General features: G+C 43.3%; 18 protein-coding genes. 4 read left to right on the forward strand and 14 right to left on the reverse strand.

From position 1 onward, the window contains the following. Positions 1 to 73 precede the first annotated feature (73 nt). Both folP and cdaA read left to right on the forward strand, forming a co-directional pair. Positions 74 to 937 (forward strand): dihydropteroate synthase, encoded by an 864-nt coding sequence (folP, locus tag HMPREF9448_RS03010; RefSeq protein ID WP_040295936.1) that lies wholly within the window; start codon positions 74 to 76, stop codon positions 935 to 937. A 1-nt stretch (position 938) separates the two neighbouring features. Beyond that, entirely contained in the window at positions 939 to 1,703 is a 765-nt protein-coding gene (gene cdaA / locus HMPREF9448_RS03015) for a diadenylate cyclase CdaA (RefSeq protein ID WP_008861117.1), read from the forward strand. Between the two features lies 1 nt (position 1,704). On the opposite strand, the gene HMPREF9448_RS03020 is transcribed toward cdaA, so the two are convergent. The 5 genes from HMPREF9448_RS03020 to HMPREF9448_RS03040 form a co-directional block, all read right to left on the reverse strand. Further along, positions 1,705 to 2,637 carry a leucine-rich repeat domain-containing protein gene (locus HMPREF9448_RS03020; protein WP_083855833.1) on the reverse strand — a complete coding sequence of 311 codons (933 nt, stop codon included), beginning with the start codon at positions 2,635 to 2,637 and terminating at the stop codon, positions 1,705 to 1,707. A gap of 642 nt (positions 2,638 to 3,279) precedes the next feature. Then, a complete protein-coding gene (gene typA / locus HMPREF9448_RS03025; protein WP_008861119.1) occupies positions 3,280 to 5,076 on the reverse strand; it encodes a translational GTPase TypA in 1,797 nt (598 codons plus the stop codon). Positions 5,077 to 5,176: 100 nt separating this feature from the next. Further along, the gene (locus tag HMPREF9448_RS14100; RefSeq protein ID WP_008861120.1) at positions 5,177 to 6,181 is read right to left on the reverse strand and encodes a glycosyltransferase family 2 protein; all 1,005 of its coding nucleotides are present in this window, start codon (positions 6,179 to 6,181) and stop codon (positions 5,177 to 5,179) included. A gap of 75 nt (positions 6,182 to 6,256) precedes the next feature. Further along, positions 6,257 to 6,490, reverse strand: a complete 234-nt coding sequence (locus HMPREF9448_RS14790; protein ID WP_040295836.1) for a hypothetical protein — start codon at positions 6,488 to 6,490, stop codon at positions 6,257 to 6,259. A gap of 569 nt (positions 6,491 to 7,059) precedes the next feature. Continuing rightward, complete coding sequence (locus HMPREF9448_RS03040) at positions 7,060 to 8,190, reverse strand: acyltransferase family protein (protein ID WP_040295938.1); 1,131 nt, start codon at positions 8,188 to 8,190, stop codon at positions 7,060 to 7,062. 329 nt (positions 8,191 to 8,519) lie between these two features. On the opposite strand from HMPREF9448_RS03040, the gene rpsO reads away from it, so the two are divergent. After that, positions 8,520 to 8,795, forward strand: a complete 276-nt coding sequence (gene rpsO / locus HMPREF9448_RS03045) for a 30S ribosomal protein S15 (RefSeq protein WP_008861122.1) — start codon at positions 8,520 to 8,522, stop codon at positions 8,793 to 8,795. Positions 8,796 to 9,263: 468 nt separating this feature from the next. Here the strand turns inward: rpsO and HMPREF9448_RS03050 are convergent, their stop codons facing one another. From HMPREF9448_RS03050 to HMPREF9448_RS03080, 7 genes are all read right to left on the reverse strand, one after another. Then, a complete protein-coding gene (locus HMPREF9448_RS03050; protein WP_008861123.1) occupies positions 9,264 to 10,133 on the reverse strand; it encodes a nucleoside phosphorylase in 870 nt (289 codons plus the stop codon). 169 nt (positions 10,134 to 10,302) lie between these two features. Then, on the reverse strand, positions 10,303 to 11,679 hold the full coding sequence (locus HMPREF9448_RS03055; protein WP_008861124.1) for a glycoside hydrolase family 57 protein: 1,377 nt from the start codon (positions 11,677 to 11,679) through the stop codon (positions 10,303 to 10,305). A 26-nt stretch (positions 11,680 to 11,705) separates the two neighbouring features. After that, positions 11,706 to 12,968 carry a glycosyltransferase family 4 protein gene (locus HMPREF9448_RS03060; protein ID WP_008861125.1) on the reverse strand — a complete coding sequence of 421 codons (1,263 nt, stop codon included), beginning with the start codon at positions 12,966 to 12,968 and terminating at the stop codon, positions 11,706 to 11,708. Positions 12,969 to 12,984: 16 nt separating this feature from the next. Then, positions 12,985 to 14,931, reverse strand: a complete 1,947-nt coding sequence (locus HMPREF9448_RS03065; RefSeq protein ID WP_008861126.1) for a glycogen debranching enzyme N-terminal domain-containing protein — start codon at positions 14,929 to 14,931, stop codon at positions 12,985 to 12,987. 281 nt (positions 14,932 to 15,212) lie between these two features. Next, positions 15,213 to 17,948, reverse strand: coding sequence for a T9SS type A sorting domain-containing protein (locus tag HMPREF9448_RS03070; protein ID WP_008861127.1), 2,736 nt, complete (start codon positions 17,946 to 17,948; stop codon positions 15,213 to 15,215). After that, a complete protein-coding gene (locus tag HMPREF9448_RS03075; RefSeq protein ID WP_008861128.1) occupies positions 17,897 to 18,994 on the reverse strand; it encodes a hypothetical protein in 1,098 nt (365 codons plus the stop codon). Before HMPREF9448_RS03075 ends, HMPREF9448_RS03070 begins: the two co-directional genes overlap by 52 nt. A gap of 280 nt (positions 18,995 to 19,274) precedes the next feature. Further along, positions 19,275 to 19,868 carry a MarC family protein gene (locus HMPREF9448_RS03080; protein ID WP_008861129.1) on the reverse strand — a complete coding sequence of 198 codons (594 nt, stop codon included), beginning with the start codon at positions 19,866 to 19,868 and terminating at the stop codon, positions 19,275 to 19,277. A gap of 206 nt (positions 19,869 to 20,074) precedes the next feature. Here HMPREF9448_RS03080 and HMPREF9448_RS03085 point away from each other — a divergent pair, with 206 nt between their 5' ends. After that, positions 20,075 to 20,770, forward strand: a complete 696-nt coding sequence (locus tag HMPREF9448_RS03085) for a Crp/Fnr family transcriptional regulator (RefSeq protein ID WP_008861130.1) — start codon at positions 20,075 to 20,077, stop codon at positions 20,768 to 20,770. A 585-nt stretch (positions 20,771 to 21,355) separates the two neighbouring features. On the opposite strand, the gene nifJ is transcribed toward HMPREF9448_RS03085, so the two are convergent. Then, positions 21,356 to 24,919 carry a pyruvate:ferredoxin (flavodoxin) oxidoreductase gene (nifJ, locus tag HMPREF9448_RS03090; RefSeq protein ID WP_008861131.1) on the reverse strand — a complete coding sequence of 1,188 codons (3,564 nt, stop codon included), beginning with the start codon at positions 24,917 to 24,919 and terminating at the stop codon, positions 21,356 to 21,358. A 46-nt stretch (positions 24,920 to 24,965) separates the two neighbouring features. Beyond that, positions 24,966 to 26,144: an ATP-binding protein gene (locus tag HMPREF9448_RS03095; RefSeq protein WP_021891908.1), complete on the reverse strand. Its 1,179-nt coding sequence runs from the start codon at positions 26,142 to 26,144 to the stop codon at positions 24,966 to 24,968. Between the last annotated feature and the right edge of the window lie 59 nt (positions 26,145 to 26,203).

Genomic DNA, 26,203 nt, shown 5'->3' on the forward strand with positions numbered 1-26,203 from the left:
AACATAACAGCAGGCCGGTATGCAATGCCTCTATCGGCAGGTCTTGTTATATGATTTCAAAACGTACAGCACTATGTTCCAGTGGATACAAAAAGAACCGTTGTCTTTGAATCTTGGTGGAGAATTGGTTTCCCTATCGAGACCATTAATCATGGGAATACTCAATATCACCCCCGACTCTTTTTACCCCGGAAGCCGTACTACGGAAGAAGAACAAATCGCCGAGCGACTGCATAAAATGGTGAATGAAGGCGCCGACATCATAGACATAGGAGCCTACTCCTCGCGACCTAATGCCGATGACATCTCACCCGACGAAGAGATGAAACGACTTTCGAAGGGACTCGATATTATCCGCAAACTATATCCCGATGCACGAGTTTCGGTCGATACATTTCGTGCCGATATAGCCGCTCGCTGTGTCCGGGAATACGGAGTACAGATGATCAACGACATATCGGGGGGAGAACTCGATTCTCAAATGTTCGAAACCATAGCCGAATTGAAAGTCGCCTATATTTTGATGCACATGAAAGGGACGCCCCAAACCATGATGCAACAAATCCGATACGAGCATATCATTCCCGAAATGCTTTACTATTTCTCAGAACGTATCGCCCGACTCGAAAGCCTCGGTGTCAACGATATCATTATCGATCCGGGATTCGGATTCAGCAAATCGGTCGACGACAACTACTTGCTCATGAACCGACTCGACGAATTTACCCGTATAGGCTACCCCTTATTGGTGGGAATATCTCGTAAATCAATGATATATAAATACTTTGGATACACTCCCGAAGAAAGTCTAAACGGAACTACAATCTTAAACACGCTGGCTTTATTAGGAGGAGTCGACATTTTGAGAGTACATGACGTAAAAGAAGCTGTGGAAGCGGTAAAAATAGTTTCAAAAACCATACAATCCGTAAAATAAAATGTTTTCATTCGGCATAAAAGATATTATCGACATACTCATCGTAGCCCTGCTTCTGTACACTCTTTACAAAATGATGAAAGAGTCGGGAACAATAAGCATATTCACCGGCGTATTAGCATTCGTGGGAGTATGGATCGTTGTAACGCAAATTCTCGACATGCGTCTCATCGGGTCTATCATGGACAAATTTATGAGTGTAGGTCTCCTTATACTCGTTATTTTGTTTCAAGATGAAATCAAGCGCTTTCTCGTACAACTCGGGTCGCACAAACGATGGAGATTCTTTTTCAATTTCTTCCTTAAACACAAAGATACCGGAGAAAAGCCCTATATCATGCCCATCGTACATGCCTGTATGAATATGTCCAAGACAAAAACCGGAGCCCTGATAGTCATCGAGCAAGGAGTTTCACTCGATAATTACAAAAATACCGGCGACACGATCAACGCAAATGTAAATGCAAGGCTCATCGAGAATATATTTTTCAAAAATAGTCCTTTACACGACGGAGCCATGATTATCGCCGATGATCGAATAGCCTCGGCAGCTTGCATATTACCGGTCTCGCACAATACGAGAATACCCAAATCGATGGGGCTAAGACATCGGTCGGCATTAGGTATAACCGAAGTAACCGATGCCCTTGCCGTCGTCGTATCGGAAGAAACGGGAAATATCTCTTTGGCTCACAATGGAAAAATAACGACCAAAATCTCAGGGAAGGACCTCGAACGTATGCTGGCACAAGAATCTATTGATTGACTCAAAACATCTGAATCGAAACAAAATCGCTCCACGGAAATCGTTCAGCATAAATCACGCGAGAACAGCTCGGGACATGAAGAATCACTTCCGACAGAATGGACGGATTAAAACCATCGGCCACCGCAGGAGGTATCGGAGCCTCGATATAAATATCTTTCAACCGGAGACAGCCTGTAAAAAGATGATCGCCGATACACGTCACCTCCTTACCGAAAACCACAGTCATAAGAGTCTTGATTTTACCGAAAGAAAAATTTTCAAATTTCAAATTCCTCCCCACATAAAGTTTTTCCAAAGGACAATTATAAAACAAATTATCTCCCACCTGCAAAGGTTTATTCCCATCGACAAATATCGCCTCTTTCAAAGAAATACAACTCCTGAATGCGTACACTCCTATCGTGTTCACATCACACCCTATCGACACCACCCCCAAAGACTCACATCTATAAAAAGCCAATTCACCTATATCCCGAACTTTATCCGGTATAACAACCGACGACAAATTATAACAACACCCGAATGCTCCTTCTCCGATAGACAATAGATTATCGGGGATTATCACTCTTGTCAATCGGGCACATTTATAAAAAGTATAATCTCCTATCTTATTATCCGAGGCACTATAATTTCCATAATAGGTATTTCCCCCATTTACAATATTTACCCCCGACAAATCCAAAACGGACAAACAACCGCCTGTCTCCTTTCCGTTTGCATCACACCCGCTCATCTCGCGAATGTATCTTAGGTCCGTGCCATTTAATTCCCCTATCAGTGTAAGCTCTACGATTCTGTATTTCAAATGAGACGCTATCAACGACGGTAGTGTACCAGCTTCATTCACACGAATAACCATACTCTTGTTACTGGGCCTTAATCTTCCGATCAACGCCCTTAACGACCACATAACACATTTCAAATTTTTCATAAATGCAATAAACTCTATAAAAGAACAATTCCCCCAACAATTAAAAATATAAGAAATCGTTTGTCCACCCACTAGAAATACAAACTCAGTATGACAACAACATCATACGCAACCCAAACGTAAATTCGACTCCGTCAAAAAAACTTTATTCCCTCTTTATAAATAAAACTAAATACTTCAACACAACACGATCGCTATACTTCGAAGTAATTTTTGTATAGCGTCACAAATATTGGAAATGGCGAGTGCAGAGACAAACGAAAATCTTATTTCCGACTCGACTATGCCGAACCATATCCTATATTCGTATCTGCAAATATAATAAAATCTGTTATAACAGATATGAATCCTATTTGTAATACACAATTTTATATATATTATATAGATTCAGTCGATAATTGATGGTGATTTTCCTTGTATATCCTAACCCCTCTCCTATATCGCTAACGCAACACAGGGGAGAAGGGGTGAATACAATCCCATTCAATTCGCTAAATTAATGTGGCAGAAAATAGAGCTGTCCCTACTTTCTACTTCCCCATTATATATCGACTAAACAAAAACATTTCTTGAATTTATTTAAAACAGTTGAGGCGTAGAGTATTTTCTACGCCTCAATACCCTATTTATATTGTAACTATTTTATCGATTAGCTCGCTTACGCTCCGTCTCATCTAAGATAATTTTACGTAAACGCAAATGATGAGGAGTCACCTCCACATATTCGTCTTCTTTTATATATTCGAGAGCTTCTTCCAGACTGAATATAACCGGAGGAACGATACGAGCCTTATCGTCTGCACCAGAAGCTCGCATATTCGTCAGTTTCTTCGACTTGGTAACATTCACCACGATATCGTTATCCTTAGCATTTTCCCCAACAACCTGTCCGGCATAAACTTCTTCCTGAGGGAAAATAAAGAACCGACCTCTATCTTGCAACTTATCGATAGCATAGGCATAGGCCGTACCCGCTTCCATCGCAATTAACGAGCCGTTTGTACGGCGGTCTATATCGCCTTTCCAGGGCTGATATTCCAAAAAGCGGTGAGCCATAATAGCTTCTCCCGCCGAAGCGGTCAGCACGTTGGTTCGCAATCCGATAATACCACGCGAAGGAATATGGAACTCGATGTGTATGCGATCGTTCTGCGTAGTCATCGATACCATCTCTCCTTTCCGGCGTGTAACCATATCGATAATCTTGCTGGCATATTCCTCTGGAAGATTGATTGTCAACAACTCCACCGGCTCACATTTCTGCCCGTCAATTTCCTTAATAATTACCTGAGGCTGTCCTACTTGCAACTCATATCCTTCACGTCTCATAGTTTCTATCAAGACCGACAAATGTAACACTCCACGTCCATAAACAGTCCACGCATCATCGGTATCGCCCCGCTCCACACGTAAAGCCAGATTTTTATCCAACTCTCTTGTCAAACGATCGGCTATGTGCCTCGAAGTCACATATTTTCCATCTTTACCGAAAAAAGGAGAATCGTTAATTGTAAACAACATAGACATGGTAGGCTCATCGATAGCGATTCTCGGTAAGGCCTCCGGTTCGACGACATCGGCTATGGTATCGCCAATTTCGAAATTCTCGATACCGATGAGAGCACAAATATCCCCCGAACCTACCGACTGAACTTTGGCACGTCCCATACCCTCGAAAACATCGAGCTCTTTAATCCGCTGTTTAACGACCGAGCCGTCTTTCTTACACAAGGCCACGTCCATACCCTCTTTCAGCTCACCGCGATGAACACGGCCGACAGCAATACGTCCCACATAAGGAGAATAATCGAGCGAAGTAATCAACATCTGGGGTGTACCTTCGATATACTGCGGTTCGGGAATATACTCGATAATCGCATCGAGCAAAGCGGTTATATTGTCGGTCGGTTTCCTCCAATCTGTCGAAAACCAACCCTGTTTGGCCGAACCGTATATCGTAGGGAAATCAAGTTGTTCTTCGGTTGCATCGAGACTAAACATAAGGTCGAGAACCATCTCTTGGACTTCGTCCGGGCGGCAATTGGGTTTATCCACTTTATTGATGACCACAACCGGTTTCAATCCCATTTCAATAGCCTTCTGCAAAACGAAACGAGTCTGAGGCATAGGGCCCTCGAAAGCATCGACTAACAGCAAACAGCCGTCGGCCATGTTGAGTACACGCTCTACCTCCCCACCGAAATCGGCGTGCCCTGGAGTATCGATAACATTGATCTTGTAATCCTTATAACGGATAGAAACATTCTTCGAAAGAATCGTAATTCCTCGCTCCCTTTCCAAATCGTTATTATCCAATATCAACTCCCCGGAATTCTGGTTCTCGCGAAAGAGATGCCCGGCCAATAACATTTTATCCACCAACGTAGTTTTACCGTGGTCGACGTGAGCGATAATCGCAATGTTTCTGATTTTTTGCATATAACCTATTTTAACCGCGCAAAGTTACTACATTTTTTTAAATGGTATATCACTTTCCTTCATTTAGTACTTAGGAGACTTTGCGAGCGTACGGAACATGCTATAACAACGATGACTTTCTATCTTTGATTTTTAAATAAACATATCTCAAACCCGGCAACAACGGCTTTACAATAGTACTCACCATAAAAAACAGCCGGGGATATCTCCCGATAAATGAAACCAACTTGTCTTTACAAGGTAACATCGGTTTATAGGTTACTAATAATTCTTTTCTATCTTTATATGACAAACGCCACCAATAACGGCGAATAATACTTTTAAACCGAAATTCATAATGTGCATTTATCACCATCGCTACACCATAATCTCTCTCTTTTTCGTCTAAACAAAGGGATTTTATCCGCTCATTCAACTCAAACAACCCGACCACCTTATTTATGTCTGCACCTATTTGCGAAGTTTGAGTATCATACACCCTATATCGATATACTATAATTGGAACATATTTTATCGATACTGCACGTCTTATACAATCTATGACATAATCGGCATCTTCAAACAATACATTCTCTTCAAAAAACAAATTATTGTCTACCAGAAACCTCCGACGATAAACGCAAAGCCAGGGAACCCACGGTATAGAATTCCTTTTTAGAAATTCACGGCCGCTCATCACATCTTGGTTATCGGACACCGCAATACACGTTTTTATTGCACTATCCTTAACAAGAAAATAATCAAATTTCAGTATATCTATCCCCTCATATTTTTCTAATTCCTTTTTCAGCAAAGGCAATGCGTTCGACTCAAAAGTATCATCTGCATCAATATACAAAATATAATCACCCTTAGCAACTTTTACACCTGTATTGCGAGCGCTTCCCTGTCGTCGGTTTGTTTCATGATTAATCAATCGTATATTTTGATGAAATTTCCCATATTCCGAAATAACCTGTGCCGTATTATCCGTTGAACAGTCATTGACACAAATCACTTCAAAATCATCGTCCCCCAGTCCCTGCCGATAAATGCTGTCCAAACAATTTTTTATATACTGTTCCCCATTATAGACCGGAATAATAATAGAAAAGAACACACCCATAACAAAGCATTTTTAGTATGGGCAAAAGAACAAAACAGGATTAAATATTTTTAAAATAATATATCGCTGCGATCGCTACGAATTTGTAGACTTTTTAGCTACACCCTTATCGAAAGACTGGGTATATTCCGAAAAAAAATCGTAACCTAAAATACAAGAGATACGATATAACATCGATGAATCGATACTCGATTTTTGAAAAATTTTATACACATTGGTTCTATCGCAATGTAAGGCGGTGGCAAACCAAGTAACTGTACGACCTTGTTCGCGCAACTTTTTTTCTATGAGAGAACCGATGTGTATCATCGTATCGACATCGTGCGACTCCCCTACACGAGCTAAACAAACACAAAAAAGGCGTGAGAATCACACTCCTGCCTATCTCGGTGTCAGGCTCTCGCATCGCCCTTCTATAGAGATAAGCAACGCTGAAAGCCCACGCCGATATGCATATACGGCATGCGATAAATCGGCACGCCCTACTATATAACATATCCCGTAGACGTTCGGTTGCCTTCATCTTTGTATAGAAGTTCAAATTTGCGAGATTCGACACTCCAAAGACAAACGCTTGTAAACGCCTTTCCTAATAAAAAACTCCACCCCTCCATCTGGTTTGAAAACAAACAAGACCTATCCCGAAACCGGGGTATTCAGCGTGAAGTTTTGCAAATATAGCGAAAGGTAAAAGAAAGACAAAATGAACAAATTCATTTTTCATTTCAAAGCGTATTCCATAAGTTAGAAATGAGAAAACAATCGTTTTCCCGCAACTATTTAATGAAAATAAAAAGACGAATATCTGCTAAAAAAGCAGACTTCATCTTTACCTGACAAATCATATACTTCCGCTCAAAACGAGCAGTTGAAACTGTCTATATTCTAAGAAAGACATTTCGCTTATACAACTGTCGGAGTATAAAAAAGACTATGAGATAGTTGGCGAAACACAGCCATACCGAATAATAATCACCCAAATACCGCTCCAAGCCATAACTGACCGATGCCACTATGCACCGGAAATTAACAACCTCCCCCAACAGATAAGCCGTTATAGAATTCATACCATATATTTTCAGCCAGTTCAATCCCCAATCATGGCCTTTACAATCTATCCAATAATAAAACAAAGCCATCAATAAAAAACAATATCCGCCAGACAGCAATGTCATGCTACAAGTCCATATACGTTTGATAACCGGCATTTGAAAACTCCATGCCCAAGCCGCAACGATAAGGGCCACCCCTACCAAAAACAACCGGCGAGCCACCTTCTGCCGATGAAAAGTACCCTCTTTCATCATTCGACCCGCAAACACGCCCAACATAACGGTAACCCCAAAAGTGAGACTGCTCAATATCCAAGTGTAATGATAGTCCGATGAGAAGCTCCATGTCCCGTCTGCATTCCAATAAACACCGTCACGGAATCGGCCCAAGACAAAACGATCCACCCTCTCGGCAAAATTCCCTTCCGGTGTGAAATCTCCAAAAAATGTCATAGGGAACCAATAGGCCAACAACAACAGAAACGTCATACCCATCTGCCCTTTTAAAGAAAAGTTCAATTGAATGAGCGCAGCGATCAAATATCCGGCAGCGATAGCCTGCAACGTGTTTGAATACAAGCGAATATATTTAAGATCGAGACCCAGCAAATTACCCTGAACAACCATGCCCAACAAGAAAAGTATGACAAAACGTCTCAATACCTTTTTATAAATGAACCGCCGGCTTTCCACCCTCTCATACTTCGAAAAAGAAAACGGCATCGAAACACCCGTCATAAAAAGGAACAGCGGCATCACCAAATCCCAAAAACGAAATCCCTCCCACACCTCATGGTCGAATTGATACAAAACGGCATTCATCACAGAGCTATCCACACATGCTCCCAACGAGACCAATACAGGCTGTAAAAACACCAGTAAAAACAAGTCGAATCCTCGCAGAATATCCAATGAAGCCAAACGCTGGCCGACAGGCTGTGTCGCATTTCCCAACATACAAGAATTAAGATTATTATAAAACAATAATACCGATATTTCTGTTTCCACCGCATGCTTCGATCGGATACAAAAAAAACGATATTTACAAATACAGGGGAAAGTATGTGCAGAAGCAAACGGAAGTCTCATTCCCAACTTGATTACGCCCAACCCCATCTTATCCCCTGCAAAGATAGCGAATTGCCACATAAGAGACAACCTGTTTATAAACATGGCCTACAAACACCGCAAAAAAGAAAAAAAGAGAATGAAACTATTTTTGAAAATCCGAAACAAATGCTTACCTTTGTGCGCTCAATAATTTATTAACAACAAAACTCAAAGAAATGTATTTAGATTCTGAGAAAAAGAAAGAGATCTTTGAGAAATACGGAAAGTCCAATACTGATACTGGCTCACCCGAAGCTCAGATTGCATTATTTTCCTACCGTATTGCTCATTTGACTGAACATTTGAAGTCAAATCATAAAGATCATAGCACTGAACGAGCTCTTAAAATGTTGGTTGGTAAACGTCGTCGTTTGCTCGACTACCTCATCAAAGTCGACATCAACCGCTACCGTGCCATCATTGCACAAAAAGAGTTGGGTATCAGAAAGTAATTTTTCGCTACACAGCAACAAAAAAGCGATTCGTATTTTCCGAATCGCTTTTTTTGTTACCTCACATCGACGGTAAACCCTATTCGCGGCTCAGCCGATCATTCGTGGGGATATCGGCTCAATAGAAAATCAGAGGGGATTATCTTTTTATATCTCTAACTCCTCTCCTCAGAAACCATCGTTTCTTCGGTCTCTCTCCTATCCCGCTAACAACACAGGGGAGAAGGGTAAAATCTGTCCTCATGCAGAAATGAGAAACACCATTTTAATCCTCTCCCTCTGCTCATCGCAGATGAGATAGGGGGAGTGCCCGTAGGGCGAGGGGGTTAAACAACAGTCGAGCGAAGATGCAAAAAAATTATACACACCGCCCCTCCCCGAATCGCAAACGAGTTACTAATAAACATAACAAAGCTGCGGTTTTAAAGAATAATATTCTTTAAAACCGCAGCTATAAATCCCCTCCGCCTATATTCTTTCCAAAACCGTTTGAATAAGATCCGATACGGCTGTTTTATAATTAGGATTAGCATGATGTGCTACCCTATTGGCAATGATACTGCACACAGTCATCGCCTTGTGCCCCATAAGTTTAGCCAAACCTGCCAATGCCGAGCTTTCCATTTCATAATTAGTCACGACCTGCGAACCGTATTTAAAAGCCTCTATTTTCTTGTTCAGTTCAGGGTCGGCCAAAGGAATTCTCAATTCCCTGCCTTGTGGCCCATAGAAACCATTGGCAGAGATCGTGACACCTCGCACCATATCGTCACCGCCGATACGAGCGACCAATTCCGAATCGGCATCTACTACATAAGGAGCAGCCCATAAAGGATTCCACTTCACAAACTCACAAAAAGCTCTTTCAAAATCAAGGTCACAGACCCTATCCCGACCGGCATAAAAATTAAGCACACCATCGAAACCGATAGATTTCTCGGCTATTACAGGGGTCCCGATTGGTACATGAGGCTGTAATCCACCCGAAGTACCTACCCTCACCAGAGTCAACTGTCGAAATTGAGGTTTCTCATATCGAGTGGAAAAATCGATATTTGCCAAAGCATCGAGTTCATTCACTACGATATCGATATTATCGGTTCCGATACCATGCGACAAACACATCACCAATTTACCCTTGTAAGTACCGCCAATCGTGTGAAACTCTCTGCTCGAAACTTCAAATTCACGTGTATCGAAAAACGATGCGACCAAATCGACCCGTCCCGGGTCTCCCACCAATATTATTTTATCCCGCAACTGCTCGGGCTGCAAATGCAAGTGAAATACACTACCGTCTGCATTGATAATAAACTCCGATTCTGGAAAATGTTTCATATATTTTTTCTTTTATACTAACACATCATTGCGTGATAGCAAACGAATATACAGATATAAATCTGTATATTCGAAATGGTTTATTCTAATTATATATAAAAAACATCTCTTTAAGATATAACACCCGTACTCTCTATCAAAAAAAAGTTCGATATATACAAATTTCCACTCAATCTTTCTTAGAAACGACTTTCTTTGAACTTTCAGCAGCCTTTGCCTCCTTCGCTTTTTTTGCTTCCGCTCGTTTAGAGTGTCGCTCAATCCGAGCCGATTTCAGCTCCTTTTGCAACATCTCTATTTCGGCCGACTGATTCCGAATCGTCGTCAATAAAGCATTCAACTCTTCGTTTTCTATCGATTCGGGATATTGCGCTTCCACCCGTACGATAAAATCGCTGAGCACATTCATGTAATTGGTAAAAGCCTCATACGGACTATCGTAAGGACTGTAATGGCTATGTACAGCTCCGTCGGACAAATACTTCGTACACATATAATAGAAGTGGTCGCTGGCTTGCAAATAATACCAGTCTTGTTTCAAACGACGGTCGTCACACAAGCGGACGCGCTCGGCAACTGAATAGAGCTTGCGGAATGCTTCGTTCTGCAACGTGTTTCCCAACCATGCACTGGTGTCCCGTGCTTCGTCGGCCCACGACATCGGATAAGGAACCGACAGCATATCGACCGGTTTCAATTTACTGATCGCCTCGGTCGGCGTGCAGAACCCGACACCCTCTTGTTCGGCAAAACGAGGAAGGGCTTTCATAAACTCGAAAATACCCGATTCGCGAGGTTGCAGTTCGCCCAATGTCTCGTAATTCATGAAAAGATTGACGATAGGTTCTTCTTCGGGATAATTCTTCACCCACGAAATAAACTTCTCTGCCGTCAAAGGATAATCGCTCCATTCGTAATTAGAGAAACGGAATGAAATATCATCGCTCATTTTGTAATTTTTCAACAACATTTTCAGCTTGGGAGCAGCTGCCGAACTATACAAATAATTCGGGCTCTTCCAACCCAAAATATGCTTCGCTCCCTCTGTAATAACGCCTTTGAATCCCATCGAAGCTATCATAGAGGCTATGTCGTCGGAAAATATCAACTCGGTATTTCTGAACACTTTGGGCTTCACGCCGAAAAGCTGCTCTATCTTCTCGTCGTGTTGTCTCACCTGCATCTTGAACTCCTCCGGATCGCACAACGATGCCAACGAGTGCGCATAAGTTTCGGATAAGAACTCCACACAATCGGTCTTGACCAATTCTTTCATGCTGTCGATAAATTCAGGCACACAAACTTCGAGTTGCTCTAAGGCTACCCCCGATATGGAAAAAGCCACCTTGAACTTACCATTGGCATTTTTAATCATTTCAAGTAATGTCGCATTCGCCGGGAGGTAAGAACGCTGAGCTATGCGAGTGATAATATCGTCATTGGCAAAATCATCATAGTAATAGTGATCGTTACCTATATCGAAGAAACGATATCGTTTCAATCGAAACGGTTGATGAATTTGAAAATAGAAACAAATAGTTTTCATATAAGGTCAAGTTTTTTCATTAGTTATTAATTGTGCATTACCTTGTGGTAAATATCGATTACTTTCTGTCCGGCATATTTCCATTTGATTTCGTTCACCTCCCGCTCTCCTTCTTCGCGCAGTTGCTTATAGATAGCAGGATAAGTGATTATAGAATAAATGGCATCGGCCATAGCATCGATATCCCAATAGTCGGTCTTAATGACATTGGTCAAAATCTCGGCACACCCCGACTGCTTCGAAATAATCGAAGGCACACCCACTTGCATGGCTTCGAGCGGAGAAATACCGAATGGTTCCGAAACCGAAGGCATCACATACACATCGCTGGCCTTCAACATTTCATAAACCTGCTTTCCTCTCAAAAATCCGGTAAAATGGAAACGGTCGGATATATTACGCTGAGCCGACAAGAGAATCATCTTATTCATCATATCTCCGCTCCCGGCCATGACGAACCTCACTCCATTGGTCTTCTTCAACACCCGCGCCGCAGCCTCCACAAAATACTCAGGGCCTTTTTGCATGGTAATGCGTCCCAAGAAAGTAACCACCTTTTCTTTCGGACTGTGAGGAACTTCTATCGATTTAATCTCGTCGCTCAAAGGCTCTACGGCATTGTGCACGGTCGTCACCTTCGCCGGATCGATATGATACTTTTCGATAACCGTCTGACGAGTCAGATTACTTACCGTAATAATATGGTCGGCATGCAACATACCGTCCCGTTCGATATTATACACCGTAGGATTTACATTACCCCGGCTTCGGTCGAAATCGGTCGCATGCACGTGAATAACCAGCGGTTTACCGCTCACCTGCTTGGCGTGAATACCGGCCGGATAGGTGAGCCAATCATGGGAATGAATGACATCGAACTGAACCGTACGGGCAATCACCCCGGCTACAATCGAGTAATTATTTATCTCCTCCATCAGATTATCGGGGTAACGTCCCGAAAATTCGATACACCCCAGATCATTGGTTTTCAGATAATTAAAATCCGCATAAATATGGCTGCGAAGATCGAAATATTCTTGGGGATCCATACAATAGCCATAACGCTGCTGTACATAATCCCAACTTACGTCTCTCCATGCGACAGGTGTATTCGCAGCTCCGATAATATGGGCAAAAGTTTTATCCTCGTCTCCGTATGGTTTAGGTATGACAAACGTGATGTCTATATCGCCACACTCTGCCATGCCTTTGGTCAGCCCATAACTGGCCGTACCCAAACCTCCCAAGATATGAGGAGGAAACTCCCAACCGAACATAAGCGCTTTCATAGATAGGAATCAGGCTTTACATGTTATACTTTTTCAATAAATTCAATACTCTCAATATTTCACCGACATTGGCGGCATAGCTGATAGCTCCCCGGCCTGCGAAAGGTGGATTCCCGTCGAACAGCTCGGAGATAGAGCCAATGCAAGTCTGAGACATTTCATCTTCAAACCCTATCAGCATACGTTCCAAAAACGATACCCCGCTAATACCGAATATCTTCAAATAGGCATCGGCATACGCTCCCATCAACCACGGGCGAGCAGGTCCTTGATGATAAGCATATTCGCGTTCGGTCTGCGACCCTACATAAGTAGGATTGTAGCCATAGCTCTTAGGACTCAGAGTGCGGATACCTTTGGGGGTCAGCAATTCCCGTGTAACCACTTCCAATGCACGTTTCCTCTGCCGTTTGTCCAACGGAGAATAATCGAGCGACAGAGCTATCAACATATTGGGACGTACACTCCAATCGGACATCGCACCGTCCACATAGTCTACCAGATAACCATAATCGTTCAAGAAGGTATGTACGAACGACTCTGCCGTCTTATCGGCGATAGCGTTCCACTGCTCGACTTTCGATGCCATCTCTTTGTCTTCGGCAAAGAGTGCGGCGGCAAACCTCAATCCGTTATACCATAGTCCGTTAAATTCGACCAAATAGCCGCTTCTCGGATTCACAGGACGTCCGTCGACAACCGCGTTCATCCATGAAATTACCCGTTCCTTTCCATTGGAATAAAGCAATCCGTTATCGTGCAAGAACAGGTTGGGATGCCCACCTTTCACGATATAATCCAAAATATCGCAAACAAACTTCCCATATTTCTGTCGGCAAATCTCCATACCTTTCTCTTTGGCATAATGATACACAGTCCATAACGCCCACAAAGGAATATCCGGCAAATCTATTTCTCCGATATTTTCATCGAGCTCTCCGCTCGACATAAAGTGACGTAACGCTTTTTCCGACGAATGCATCACATCTTCAAAAGTCTTGTCGTCTCCGACAGCCAACGTACATCCCGGCAAAGCGATGAACTGGTCGCGAGCCCTTACCCCAAACCACGGATAACCGGCTAATAAATAGTGACCTCTTTTTGTTTTGAAATAAAACTGCTGAGCCGAATTTTTCAAGCAATTGAAGAAACTGGACCGACACATGTGACGGTTGGCGAGTTCTTCATTGTAAGTACGGGCGAACGAACGCGGTTTCGCTTCTATCGTACCGGCCGAGAAAATAATACTCTCGCCCTTTTTTATCGGGAGCTCGAAATACCCCGGCACATATAAATCTTCCTGATAAGGATAGCCGCGTTCTTGATCTTTGATATATTCTATACCTTTATACCAATGGGGATCGAATATAAACTGAGGAGCCTTATTAAATTGCATATACAACCGGGGATACCCCTGATACAGACAACAACTTATTCCGTTCGCCACCTCCTCGTAACGTTGGTCGAGTACGTAATTCTCGACACACAGCTCGTTGGCATTACGAAACGCCAGAAACGGACGAAACTGTAACACCGTAGGGGAATGAGCATCGACAAGAGTATATTTGATCAATATACGGTTTTCATGTGAAATAAACACTTTCTCTTTGGTCATAATTACCCCGCCCACGCGATACATCGTTTGCGGGACAGATTCGCAATTAAACTCCCGAATGTATTTGTGTCCGTTAGGACTGAAACAATCGCCTCGATATTTATGCAACCCCAAGTTAAAGGCCGCTCCATGCTGTATCACGGTTTCGTCCAAAGACGACAGCATCACGTGATTATCCTTGTCCAACTCGGGTATCGGGATAACCAACAACCCATGCTGTTTTCGAGTATTGCAATCAACGATTGTCGTACAATGATAGGCCCCCGACTTATTGGTCCGCAACATCTCTTTCGGCAAAGACCATTCGAGATTTATCATCAGATTCTTGTCAAATTTCAGATAACTCATATCTCTACAATCAAATTTCTCTTATTCCTTTCTAAAAATTCCCGAACGAACTTATAATCGTAAATATTCACAAACTACAAGTTTTCAAAGAATTTGAAATAAGCTATTAATATTGTTACGAATTTAACATAACAGAAAATAAAATGCAAACATTTTGACAGCGAAAATGGTATGTTCTTAAACATATAGTTACAATCGACAATATATCAACACCTTATAACCGTTCTAAAACAAAAAAGGTTCCGATTTTCATCGGAACCTTTTTCATAACGACTAATTATTTATAGTTTCACCAAACGTACGACTTTATCTCCCGTCCTCACCAAATAAACACCGGCTACCAATCTCGACATATCCACGACTGTAATTTCTTCTGTCGGATCGATAATCGAAACGATATGCCCGGCAAGGTTATAGACATAAATCGGACTCTCGGTTCCACACACGAAAAGCTCTCCCGATACAGTCGTCGGATATATCCGCACGCCCGACACCACAGATTCTACACCGGTATAACCGGGATCCTGATCGGTAAATACCGGATACCCGTCATTCTCGGCATCCTCGACTTTCCAATATAGAGTCTGCCGGCCTGTTTCCGAGGAATTGTTCGTCTTGGACCAATCGTTCAATCTTGCGGCAAAAGCTGTCGATTTCATATAGTCGACCGTCAACGCCGTTCCGGCATAAGAGCCCTCCCCTTCCACACAATTCGTCAGATAATAACAATCCTCCGAATCGGCCGATAAAATCGGCACGACCGGGTACGATTTTCCGGGGACACCCGATACGGTTCCTATATTATAACAATTTGCCACACGAATATCGGCATTATCGGTATAAGATAATATTCCTCCGGCAAAACCGGATCCCGACAGCCGCACTCCTGCCGCATTATAACAGTTCGCAATAAACGTCGAACTCCCGGAGTTATACCCGACAATCCCCCCTGCACAAGAATCATATTCCGGCAAAGCCTCTACCGCGACAACTGCATGATTGCTGCTGTTTATAATCGTGGACTCTTGATTAACTCCCGCAATACCGCCGGCATAAACAAGGCAAGAGGCATAATTATCGGAAGGTTGAACCGTACCGGTTACAATACCGAGATTCTCACAACGATCGATCGAAGAAGTCGAAACAACATACCCGGCTATCCCACCTACATATCCGGCGGGGCCTTCAAACGAAACAGAAGCCCGATTTTCGCATGAAACAATTTCCGACTCCTGAGCATAAGCCACAACACCGCCGCCATAATAGGAAGTCCGTATTTCACAATCTTCCGCTAAAACCACACGGGTGACCTGTGCCTGATAAATAGCTCCGAAAAGTCCGGAATAAGCCTCACCGGTCGATATCACTTCCGAACGAAGGTTATGTATTTCGTAGCCACCCCCGTCAAAGACACCCTTAAAAATTTGCTGTAAATTCGCTTTTCCTATCGGTTCCCATTTAAGCCCGTCCAAATCGATATTCCCGGTCAAAGTGACTGTTTTACCCTCGAAAGTCCGGCCGTTCTTCACCAAGTAAGCCACACCCGCCAGTTGTGCCGGGGAGGAAATGGAGAACGAATCCTCGGCCTCGTCATACCACGAAATATCGTAATTTCCGGCCGAAGTCCACCAACCGCCGGCCTCTACGGCCTCACCGAATACGGGGAAACCATCGTTCTCTTCCGGTCGAACCGTCCAAGAAAGCATTTCGGGCAGGTCGGGATCACTCTTGACAAGAGAGGCTGCATGGGAGGTCAGCAATTCGGCAAACGCAAAGGATTTCATTTCATCGGCCGTCATCGCCGTACCCTTGACATTCATTCCGGTCGTATCTTCCACACAAGCGATATCGTAGTAACCATTTTCAACACTCGCACCGTAAGAAGCGACAATTGGGGAAGCCGTTGCAACCGGCTCCGGCTCAGGAATAATCGATCGTCCCGTCGCCGTAAGTCGACCGGTATTATACACATTATTCAACTGCGCAAACGAGGGGGTTATTCCCCCGACCTCCACACTCGGTCCCGTACCCGATATATTCCCGGTATTATACCCGTTCACTACCTTCGCATTAGCTGCCACCAGCCCCGAGACACACACAATGCCCCAAGTCGAAAATCCGACAACATCATTCGCATTGGAGCAATTATAAACCGGATTATATTGGTTGTCAAATCCCAAAATACCGGCGGCGAATATATCATCGAAAAGGCTTCGAGCCTCTATATAGGCCCGATTATGACAATTCGCAATATAATTACCACCCAACACACCACATATACTTCCCACATTAAGGTATTGCGAACCGGTAGCGGTAACCCGCACCGCGCAATCTTCCGCCAAAGTCACATTTTCGATCACTCCGGAAGAATAGCCGAAGAAACCGACAAGACACGTAGTACTCCCTTGCGCATACGAATACGCCTTCATACTTATATTCAGATTACGTATCACGTGCCCCCCACCGTCGAACGTTCCGCCAAAAATTGCCACAGACTGTGCATTTCGGGAATTACGTCCAATGGGAACCCATAAATGTTCCGCCAAATCAATATCGTTTGTCAACAAAATTGTTTTACCGCTAAACGTATGGCATGTATTCACCAAATAAGCCAATCCCGCCAACTGTGCCGGAGTAGAAATAGTGAACTCGGTACGAGAGCCGTCATACCACGAGACATCGTAGTTTCCGTCCGAAGTCCACCAATTGGACTGCACATAATCCTCCTCTATCAATGCAGGTCCGTTTTCTCCCGGCCTCCACATCTTCAAGGAAGATACGAAAGGATCGCTCAAAACGATACCCGACGCAGCTGAATTCATCGTACGCACCTGCGCATCGGAAAGCAATTCGTCCGAAGGTAACGCAGTTCCTATATCATTGTAACCGTCTCCGACGCAACCGTCCCCATAAAAACATTTCTCCAAAAAGGTATTGTAGGACGTCCCGACAATACCGCCCGTCGTTACCTGCTCTTCGTTCTTAACAGCCGTGAACGGCGGTACATAGCCTTCCAACCAACCGAAATCCCATCATTGGTATATCTGACCAACATCGTGGCATAGGCTCCATACGATCCCAGTTGTTGTTCCCCTATGGAAATATGCAAACAACCATCATCTTCTATAAAACCTGTTAATGTATAAACAATACCATACCTCGAAGACCTCCAACCGATAGTCAATCTTTCGGGAGACGAATCATCGGCTTCGATGGTCATCTCGAAACTTTGAGTTTCCTCTCCCTCAAAAGGAGAACCGGCGGTCACCGTATAGCTTCCCACCCAAGCATTCGCAGCTTCGAGTTTCGACACACGACCGTTAAAGATAGATGCCAATACCGAAGAGTTATCGGAATTCCCGACCAAACCGCCTGCGGTATATCCCTGCACCGCAGCATCGGAACGACAGTTCATAATCGCGCTTTCATTCATACTCCCGGCTATGGAACCGGCCACAGAGCCGACCACCACGCAAGACGAGGAGAGCATGACATTACGAATATCGGTAGAAGCAACCGCCCCGAACAATCCCGAAAACTTCTCCATATCCGTATGCAAACCGGAGATCGTATGGCCGCCACCATCGAACAGACCTTTAAACTCAACTCCTCTTGTACCTATCGGAATCCATTTGTAATTCGACAAATCGATATCTGCGGACAAACGTACCGTACAATATTGGAAATTCTTACCTGCACGGACCAAATAGGACAACCCGGCTAACTGCGCCGGAGAGGAAAGAGAAAATTCGTCTTTCGTCTCGTCATACCAAGAAATATCGTAATTTCCATCAGCGAGCCAAGAGTTGGCAGAAACGGCATTCCGAAACGCCGACGAATTCGCGGTAACCGAAGAAACGGCTGACCGCGATAATATCCGGCCGATGTTTTTCGTATCGACCGGCCGAACAGTCCCTTCCATTCGGGTAGTCCCCTCGTTCAATACCCCCAATCGCATCTGTGCCGCCTGCACAGGAGAGATTCTTTTCAAAGGTTGGTTAGTCGCCGAAATCATACCGGTCATTAGACAACACAACCCGATTAATGTAAACCATTTTTTCATATCGTATATATTAAAATTATGCACGAATTGAGTCCTGTAAGCCTTTCTCATTCACAACCTATAAAACTGAAAAAAATAGGAAAAACATTCCCGACCTGCGATAAGTCCCTCTTTTACAGATTTCCCTTTTTTCTGAATTGCAAATTAAATAAAAAATAACATATTACAACATAACAAAGTATTGGTTTTCATAATATTCTATATATTATATAAACAAATGTCACAAAAAGAGGGGTGACGAAATCGCCACCCCTCTTTTCAAATATATAATCGGTATGCATCAGAATGATTCGAGAGCAATGGAAAGATTCTGCAAAAACATGCGAACCGAAAGTGCCAATAAAATAATACCGAAGAACTTGCGCAATACATAAACCCCCGTTTTCCCCAAAGCACGCTCCAAAATATGGACATTGCGAATAACAACATAGATAACAAGAATATTCAAGAACAAAGCGGCCAGAATACTACCCAACCCATACAGAGCCCTCAACGACAGCAGAGTCGTAAAAGAGCCGGCGCCGGCAATCAAAGGGAAAACGATCGGTACGATCGATGCCGCACCCTCGGGCCCGTCATTCCTGAAAATCTCCACCCCGAGCAACATCTCTATGGCCATCACGAAGATAACTAGCGCGCCGGCAATGGCAAACGAAGAAATATCGACTTGAAACAGATTGAGTATCATATTCCCCATAAACAGAAAGGCGAGGAATGTAACCAACGAATAGACTGCCGCTTTCCAAGCGATAATATTTTGTCCCTTCTGCTTCATATCGATAATAATAGGAGTAAGCCCCGTTATATCGATTACAGCAAACAAAATAATAAAAGCACTCAGGAAATCCTGAAAACGAAACGATATTATTTCCATATTCTACATAGTTTAAGGTGTACGACGACAAGGTAAATACAAGAGTCTATATACACTCACATTTACACGATTTCTATCTTATCCGGTACAAAGTTAATGAAAAAAAAAGAAATGAATAGTTTCTAAACAAAGAAGATGTTTTAGCTTTTATAACGAAACATAGTAAAAAAATTTTGTTAGTTTTGAAGAATCTAATCGTATAGCGTATGGACAGCATGTATGATGTTTTATTACAGCTCCCTATTTTTCAAGGAGTCAGCCGAAATAAAATTTCGGAATTAATCGAGAAAATGAAATTTCATTTTCTCAAATATCCCGACGGAGAAAAAATCGTCACGAGCGGGGAAGAATGCAATCATTTGAAATTTCTCATCTCGGGAGAAATTCGCTCCGAACTGATTACACAAAACGAGAAAATGAGAATTACAGAGCTGATACAAGCTCCTAATGTAATAGCTCCCGACCATCTATTCGGCCGCGACACCTATTTCCCGGCTAATCTTTATGCCGTAGGAACCGTAGGAATCATGCAAATAGAAAAAGCCTCGGTCATACAAATGTTACAAGAAGAGCCTATCTTCCTCATCAATTTGTTGAACATACTCTCTCGCAGATCGCAAAAGGCACTCGAAAGTTTTACGGCTCTTTCGTCCAACGACCTCAAAGAACGACTGGCATTTTGGGTGTTGAGTCTCACGCAACAAAAATCGGTCGACATACGCATCATCTGCAAACAAAAAGATTTATATGCTTTCTTCGGTGTGCAACGGTCGGTATTCCTGTCTACCCTCGATGAATTGAAAGAAGACGGTATCATCGATTACAATGCAAAAGAAATCATCATTTTAGACCGGTCCCGATTAAAAGATATGTTACTCGGCACAAGCAAAGACGACTTTTAGCATAACCCTATCCCATTTTATTCCACGGAGCAGCACTACTGCTCCGTTTTTTTGAAGCTGTTTTAAATTTATTCCGAGACAGATTGAGACCTATGTTGAAGCAGATTGGAGTCCGAGATATGCAGTCAATAGCAGGCTCTTGACAAAAATCAAGGGATTCTAGATGAGAGACAGGGGCTCAATATGGCCGGAACATACCTGCTTGCAATGATAATATTATTTTTCAATAAATTTAAAACAGCTTCTTATATCGTTATCCGGCAATACCCAGTAGCGACTCAATAGAGATTAAACCTCCTCCCTGCCGTGTCCCGTAGCCTTACGGGGTGCTTTACCATGCAATTATAGGGGAGGAAGTTGAATAACTTGTTACATAAAAGTTCGCCGAACTGTAACAAAAGTATGAAATGTGTCACACTCCTCCTCTGTATGGCGTTAGCCATATAGGAGAGGTGTCCGAAGGACGGAGGGGTTAGAAAAGACAGGCAGGAGGGATAGGGGAGGAGAAGGTTGAATAGCTTGTTACATAAAAAAAGAGGCTCGCACACGGCAAGCCCCTTTTTCGATTATGTGAAAGACTGAATTTTAATCTTCCTGTTCAACACCCCATTGTTGTTTTGCCAAACGACGATAGTTATTGTAACGCCACTTAGCATTGTCCTCGGCAGCTTTGAACAGTTCCGCAGCCTCCGAAGGATATTGTTTCATGACAGAAGCGAAACGAACCTCTCCTTTCAAGAAGTCTTGGAATTTTTCCCACTGCGGTTCCTTGCTGTCCAATGTGAACGGATTCTTGCCTTCGGCTTCCAATTCGGGATTGTAACGCCACAAGTGCCAGTATCCGCATGCTACGGCAGCAGCTTCCTCGGCCTGAGCCTTACCCATACCAGCCTTCAAACCGTGGTTGATACAAGGTGCATAAGCAATGATGATAGAAGGACCATCATAGGCTTCTGCCTCACGGATAGCTTTCAAGGTCTGAGCTTGATCGGCTCCCATAGCCACCTGTGCACAATATACATATCCATAGGTCGAAGCGATAAGACCGAGATCTTTCTTACGAACCCGTTTACCCGCCGCGGCAAACTTAGCGATAGCTCCCACCGGAGTAGCTTTCGAAGCCTGACCACCGGTATTCGAATATACTTCGGTATCCAAAACGAGGATATTCACATTTTTGCCCGATGCCAAAACATGGTCGAGACCACCGAAGCCGATATCGTACGAAGCACCGTCACCACCGATAATCCACTGTGATTTTTTGATAAGATACTGACTCAATGAAGCTATTTCTTTACATATTTCACACTTATCGGCATTGGCTTTCACGATAGGTGTAATTTGAGCTTCGAGCTCGATAGAACGTTCGGTATTGTCTTTATCGGCAATCCATGCTGCGAACAGTTCTTTGGTCTCTGCCGGACAGCTATCGCCCTCGATGGCTCGATTCATCAATTTCACCAAACGCTCGCGCATTTTTTCAACGGCCAACGTCATACCCAAACCGAACTCACAGAAATCTTCGAACAACGAATTGGCCCAAGCGACACCCTTACCTTTATCGTTCGTTGTGTAAGGAGTAGAAGGTATCGAACCCGAATAAATCGAAGAACAGCCCGTAGCGTTAGATACCATTTCACGGTCGCCGAAAAGCTGAGAAATCAATTTTACATAGGGAGTTTCACCGCAACCCGAACATGCACCCGAGAACTCGAACAACGGAGTAGCGAACTGCGAATTTTTCACGTTCGATTTAATATCTACCAAGTGTTGTTTGCTCTTCACATTCTCGGCACAATAATCCCAACGGGGAGCCTCGCCCAACTGGCTTTCCAAATCGGACATAGACAGAGCCTTACCGTTCTTATTGCCCGGACAAACATCTACGCAATTACCACAGCCCAAACAGTCGAGGACATCGACCTGCATACGGAAGTGCATACCCTTCATGGCAGCAGGAACTTTCATTTCGAGAGTCTCGCCAGCCTTGTAAGGAGAAGCAGCCAATTCGGCTTCATCGAGGACGAACGGACGGATAGAAGCATGAGGACAAACGTAAGCACACTTGTTACATTGTATACAGTTTTCACTGTTCCAAACAGGAACGAAAGCAGAAACACCGCGTTTTTCATATTTAGCGGTTCCGGCAGGCCAAGTTCCGTCTTCGATTCCAGAGAATGCAGAAACAGGCAGGTCATCTCCGGCTTGTGCATTGATAACCTTCACAACATTTTCTACAAATTCGGGAGCTTTGCTTTCGGCTTTTTCGTCATCGGGTAGATTTGCCCATGCAGCATCTACCGTCACCTTCTCATATTCACCTCCACGATCTACGGCAGCATAATTCTTGTTTACGACATCTTCGCCTTTTTTACCGTAGGACTTCACGATGAATTTCTTCATCTGCTCGATAGCCAAATCCACGGGAATCACCTCTGTTATGCGGAAAAACGCCGATTGAAGTATCGTATTCGTACGATTGCCCAAACCTATTTCCTGAGCAATCTTCGTAGCATTGATCGTATAGAACGAAATATTTTTCTGTGCCAATGTACGTTTCACGTTATTGGGCAAATGCTTAACCAGCTCTTCGGCGGTCCAAATCGTATTCAACAGGAACGTACCGTTCTGACGAATTCCGCGCAACACATCGTACATGTGCAAATAGGCTTGAACATGACAAGCCACGAAATTGGGCGTATTCACCAAATATGTAGAGCGAATAGGCGTATCGCCGAAACGCAAGTGAGAACAGGTGAAACCTCCCGACTTTTTCGAATCGTAGGAGAAATAGGCCTGACAATATTTATCGGTATTGTCACCGATAATCTTTACAGAGTTCTTGTTAGCACCTACCGTACCATCGGCTCCCAAACCATAAAATTTAGCCTCGAAGATACCTTCGCCGCCCAATGCCAATTCTTCTTTCGGAGGAAGAGACGTGAAAGTGACATCATCGACAATACCGATAGTAAAGTGGTTCTTAGGCTCAGGCAAAGACAAGTTTTCATATACCGACAAAATCTGTGTCGGAGTCGTATCTTTCGAAGCCAAACCATAACGACCGCCAACGATAAGCGGAGCATCGGCTTTACCATAAAATACATCTTTAACATCGAGATACAAAGGTTCGCCATTAGCGCCCGGTTCTTTGGTACGATCGAGCACAGCCACACGTTTAACCGTCTTAGGCAGGGCAGACAAGAAATGTTCCGCCGAGAAAGGACGATATAAATGAACAGCGACCAAACCTACTTTCTCGCCTTTTGCCATCAAATAGTCGATTGCCTCACGAGCAGCTTCGGTTACCGACCCCATCGCTATAATTACACGATCGGCATCCTCGGCTCCATAATAGTTGAACAAATGATAATCACGACCGGTAATCTTATTGATTTCCTGCATATAGTCTTCTACGATAGCAGGAACGGCTTCATAAAATTTATTGGAAGCCTCACGATGTTGGAAGAAGGTATCGGGATTCTCGGCCATACCCCGCATAACCGGAGCCTCGGGATTCAATGCTCGTGCACGGAACTCGGCCAAAGCCTTCTGATCGATAAGCGGAGCTAAATCCTCATTTTCAAGAGCCTCTATTTTCTGTATTTCGTGCGATGTACGGAATCCATCGAAGAAATTCACAAAAGGCACTCTCGACCGAATCGTAGATAAATGAGCTACACCGGCCAAATCCATTACCTCTTGCACAGACCCTTCGGCCAACATGGCAAATCCCGTTTGCCGAGTCGACATCACATCTTGGTGATCTCCGAAGATGGATAGCGAATGAGAAGCCAACGTACGTGCCGATACATGGAACACGCAAGGCAACAATTCACCGGCAATCTTATACATGTTGGGGATCATCAACAGAAGTCCCTGAGACGCTGTATAAGTTGTCGTTAATGCACCTGCCTGCAAAGAACCATGAACTGCTCCGGCAGCTCCACCCTCAGATTGCATTTCTTGTACGAGGACGGTTTCCCCGAAAATATTCTTACGCCCGGCAGCAGCCCACTCATCTACATACTCAGCCATAGTAGATGACGGAGTGATGGGATAGATGGCTGCAACCTCAGAAAACATATACGAGATATGCGCTGCGGCCTGATTACCATCGCAAGTTAAAAATTTTTTCTGTTTACTCATCTTTTCTTGTTATTAAGTAATTAATATTGTTTTTTTCATCTCTAAATCAATACACAAACCCAAACAACCATAAAGGTATTAAGTTTTCACTACCTATTTTCAAATCGTCTACCGCATAATAAAAATGAGGGTTGATACGACTGCGGGGCACACTCCCTTGTATTCTGAACAAAAGTTCTCGGTTCACCAAAAACTGAGCGTTTTTACTACCCATATTCAAACGATGATCCTTGTGCAACGTATTATAAAAAAAGGTTTCGCGAATCGATTGAGGATCTGCCTGAACCGACCGATTGGAATATATAATATTCGTATTATGCATATACACCATAGCCGGTTTTTTAGGAAATTCCTCCCCTACCCGATAAAGCATATTAATAAGCCTCGCATCTTTCAAACTTTTAATATAATTCATAACCGTCGCTCTTGAAATTTGAATATCCTTGCTCAACTGACTCACGTTAGTGGGAGCCGGCGAATGAACCGACAACAAATACATTAAACGACGAACCTTCGGGAGATAAGACAATTCTATTTGCTTAATCAACAGAATATCCACCTCCATAATCATATTGATATTTTTAACCAGATTTTCCGAGAAATTCGATTTATCCAAAAAGAACGGATAATATCCATGATGCAAATACCCCGGAAAATAATCTAATGGATTTACTTGCGCACAAATTTCCTGAGCGATAGCCCTATGATTGGTTATAATATCGCTAAGTGAATATGAAGGGAAATGAGTCGAAGCCATCAAATTCAAATATTCCCGAAATGAAAACCCTCGCAGATTATAAGAATCGACCAATCCGGCCAATACCGGATTCTCCTCTTTTAATCGCATAACCGACGAACCGGAAAAAATTATTTTCAATTCGGGCAAATGATCATAACAATATTTCAATTCCTCCGACCAACCCGGATACTTAAATACCTGATCTATCAGTAATACCCGTCCCCCTTGTCCATAAAAACGTTCTGCAAAATCTCTCAGAGTATGCTCTGTAAAATATAAATTATTGAGATTTATATATAAGCACGACCGGTCTAAGCCGTAATTTTCTTTGGCATATTGCAGCAAAAATGTGGTTTTTCCTACCCCTCGGCTACCCTTTATACCTACCAAACGGCTGTTTTTGTCGATTTGATACATTAAGTCCCGTTTCACCGGAGACTCTACATGCTCGACGAGATACTTGTGTGTTCTATAAAACGATTCCACGGCTTCTCTCTTAAACAGGCCACAAAGATAATAAAACACCTCTATTTTGGCAAGCCGAC

The sequence above is a fragment of the Barnesiella intestinihominis YIT 11860 genome (assembly GCF_000296465.1).
GTDB classification, from domain to species: Bacteria; Bacteroidota; Bacteroidia; order Bacteroidales; family Barnesiellaceae; genus Barnesiella; species Barnesiella intestinihominis.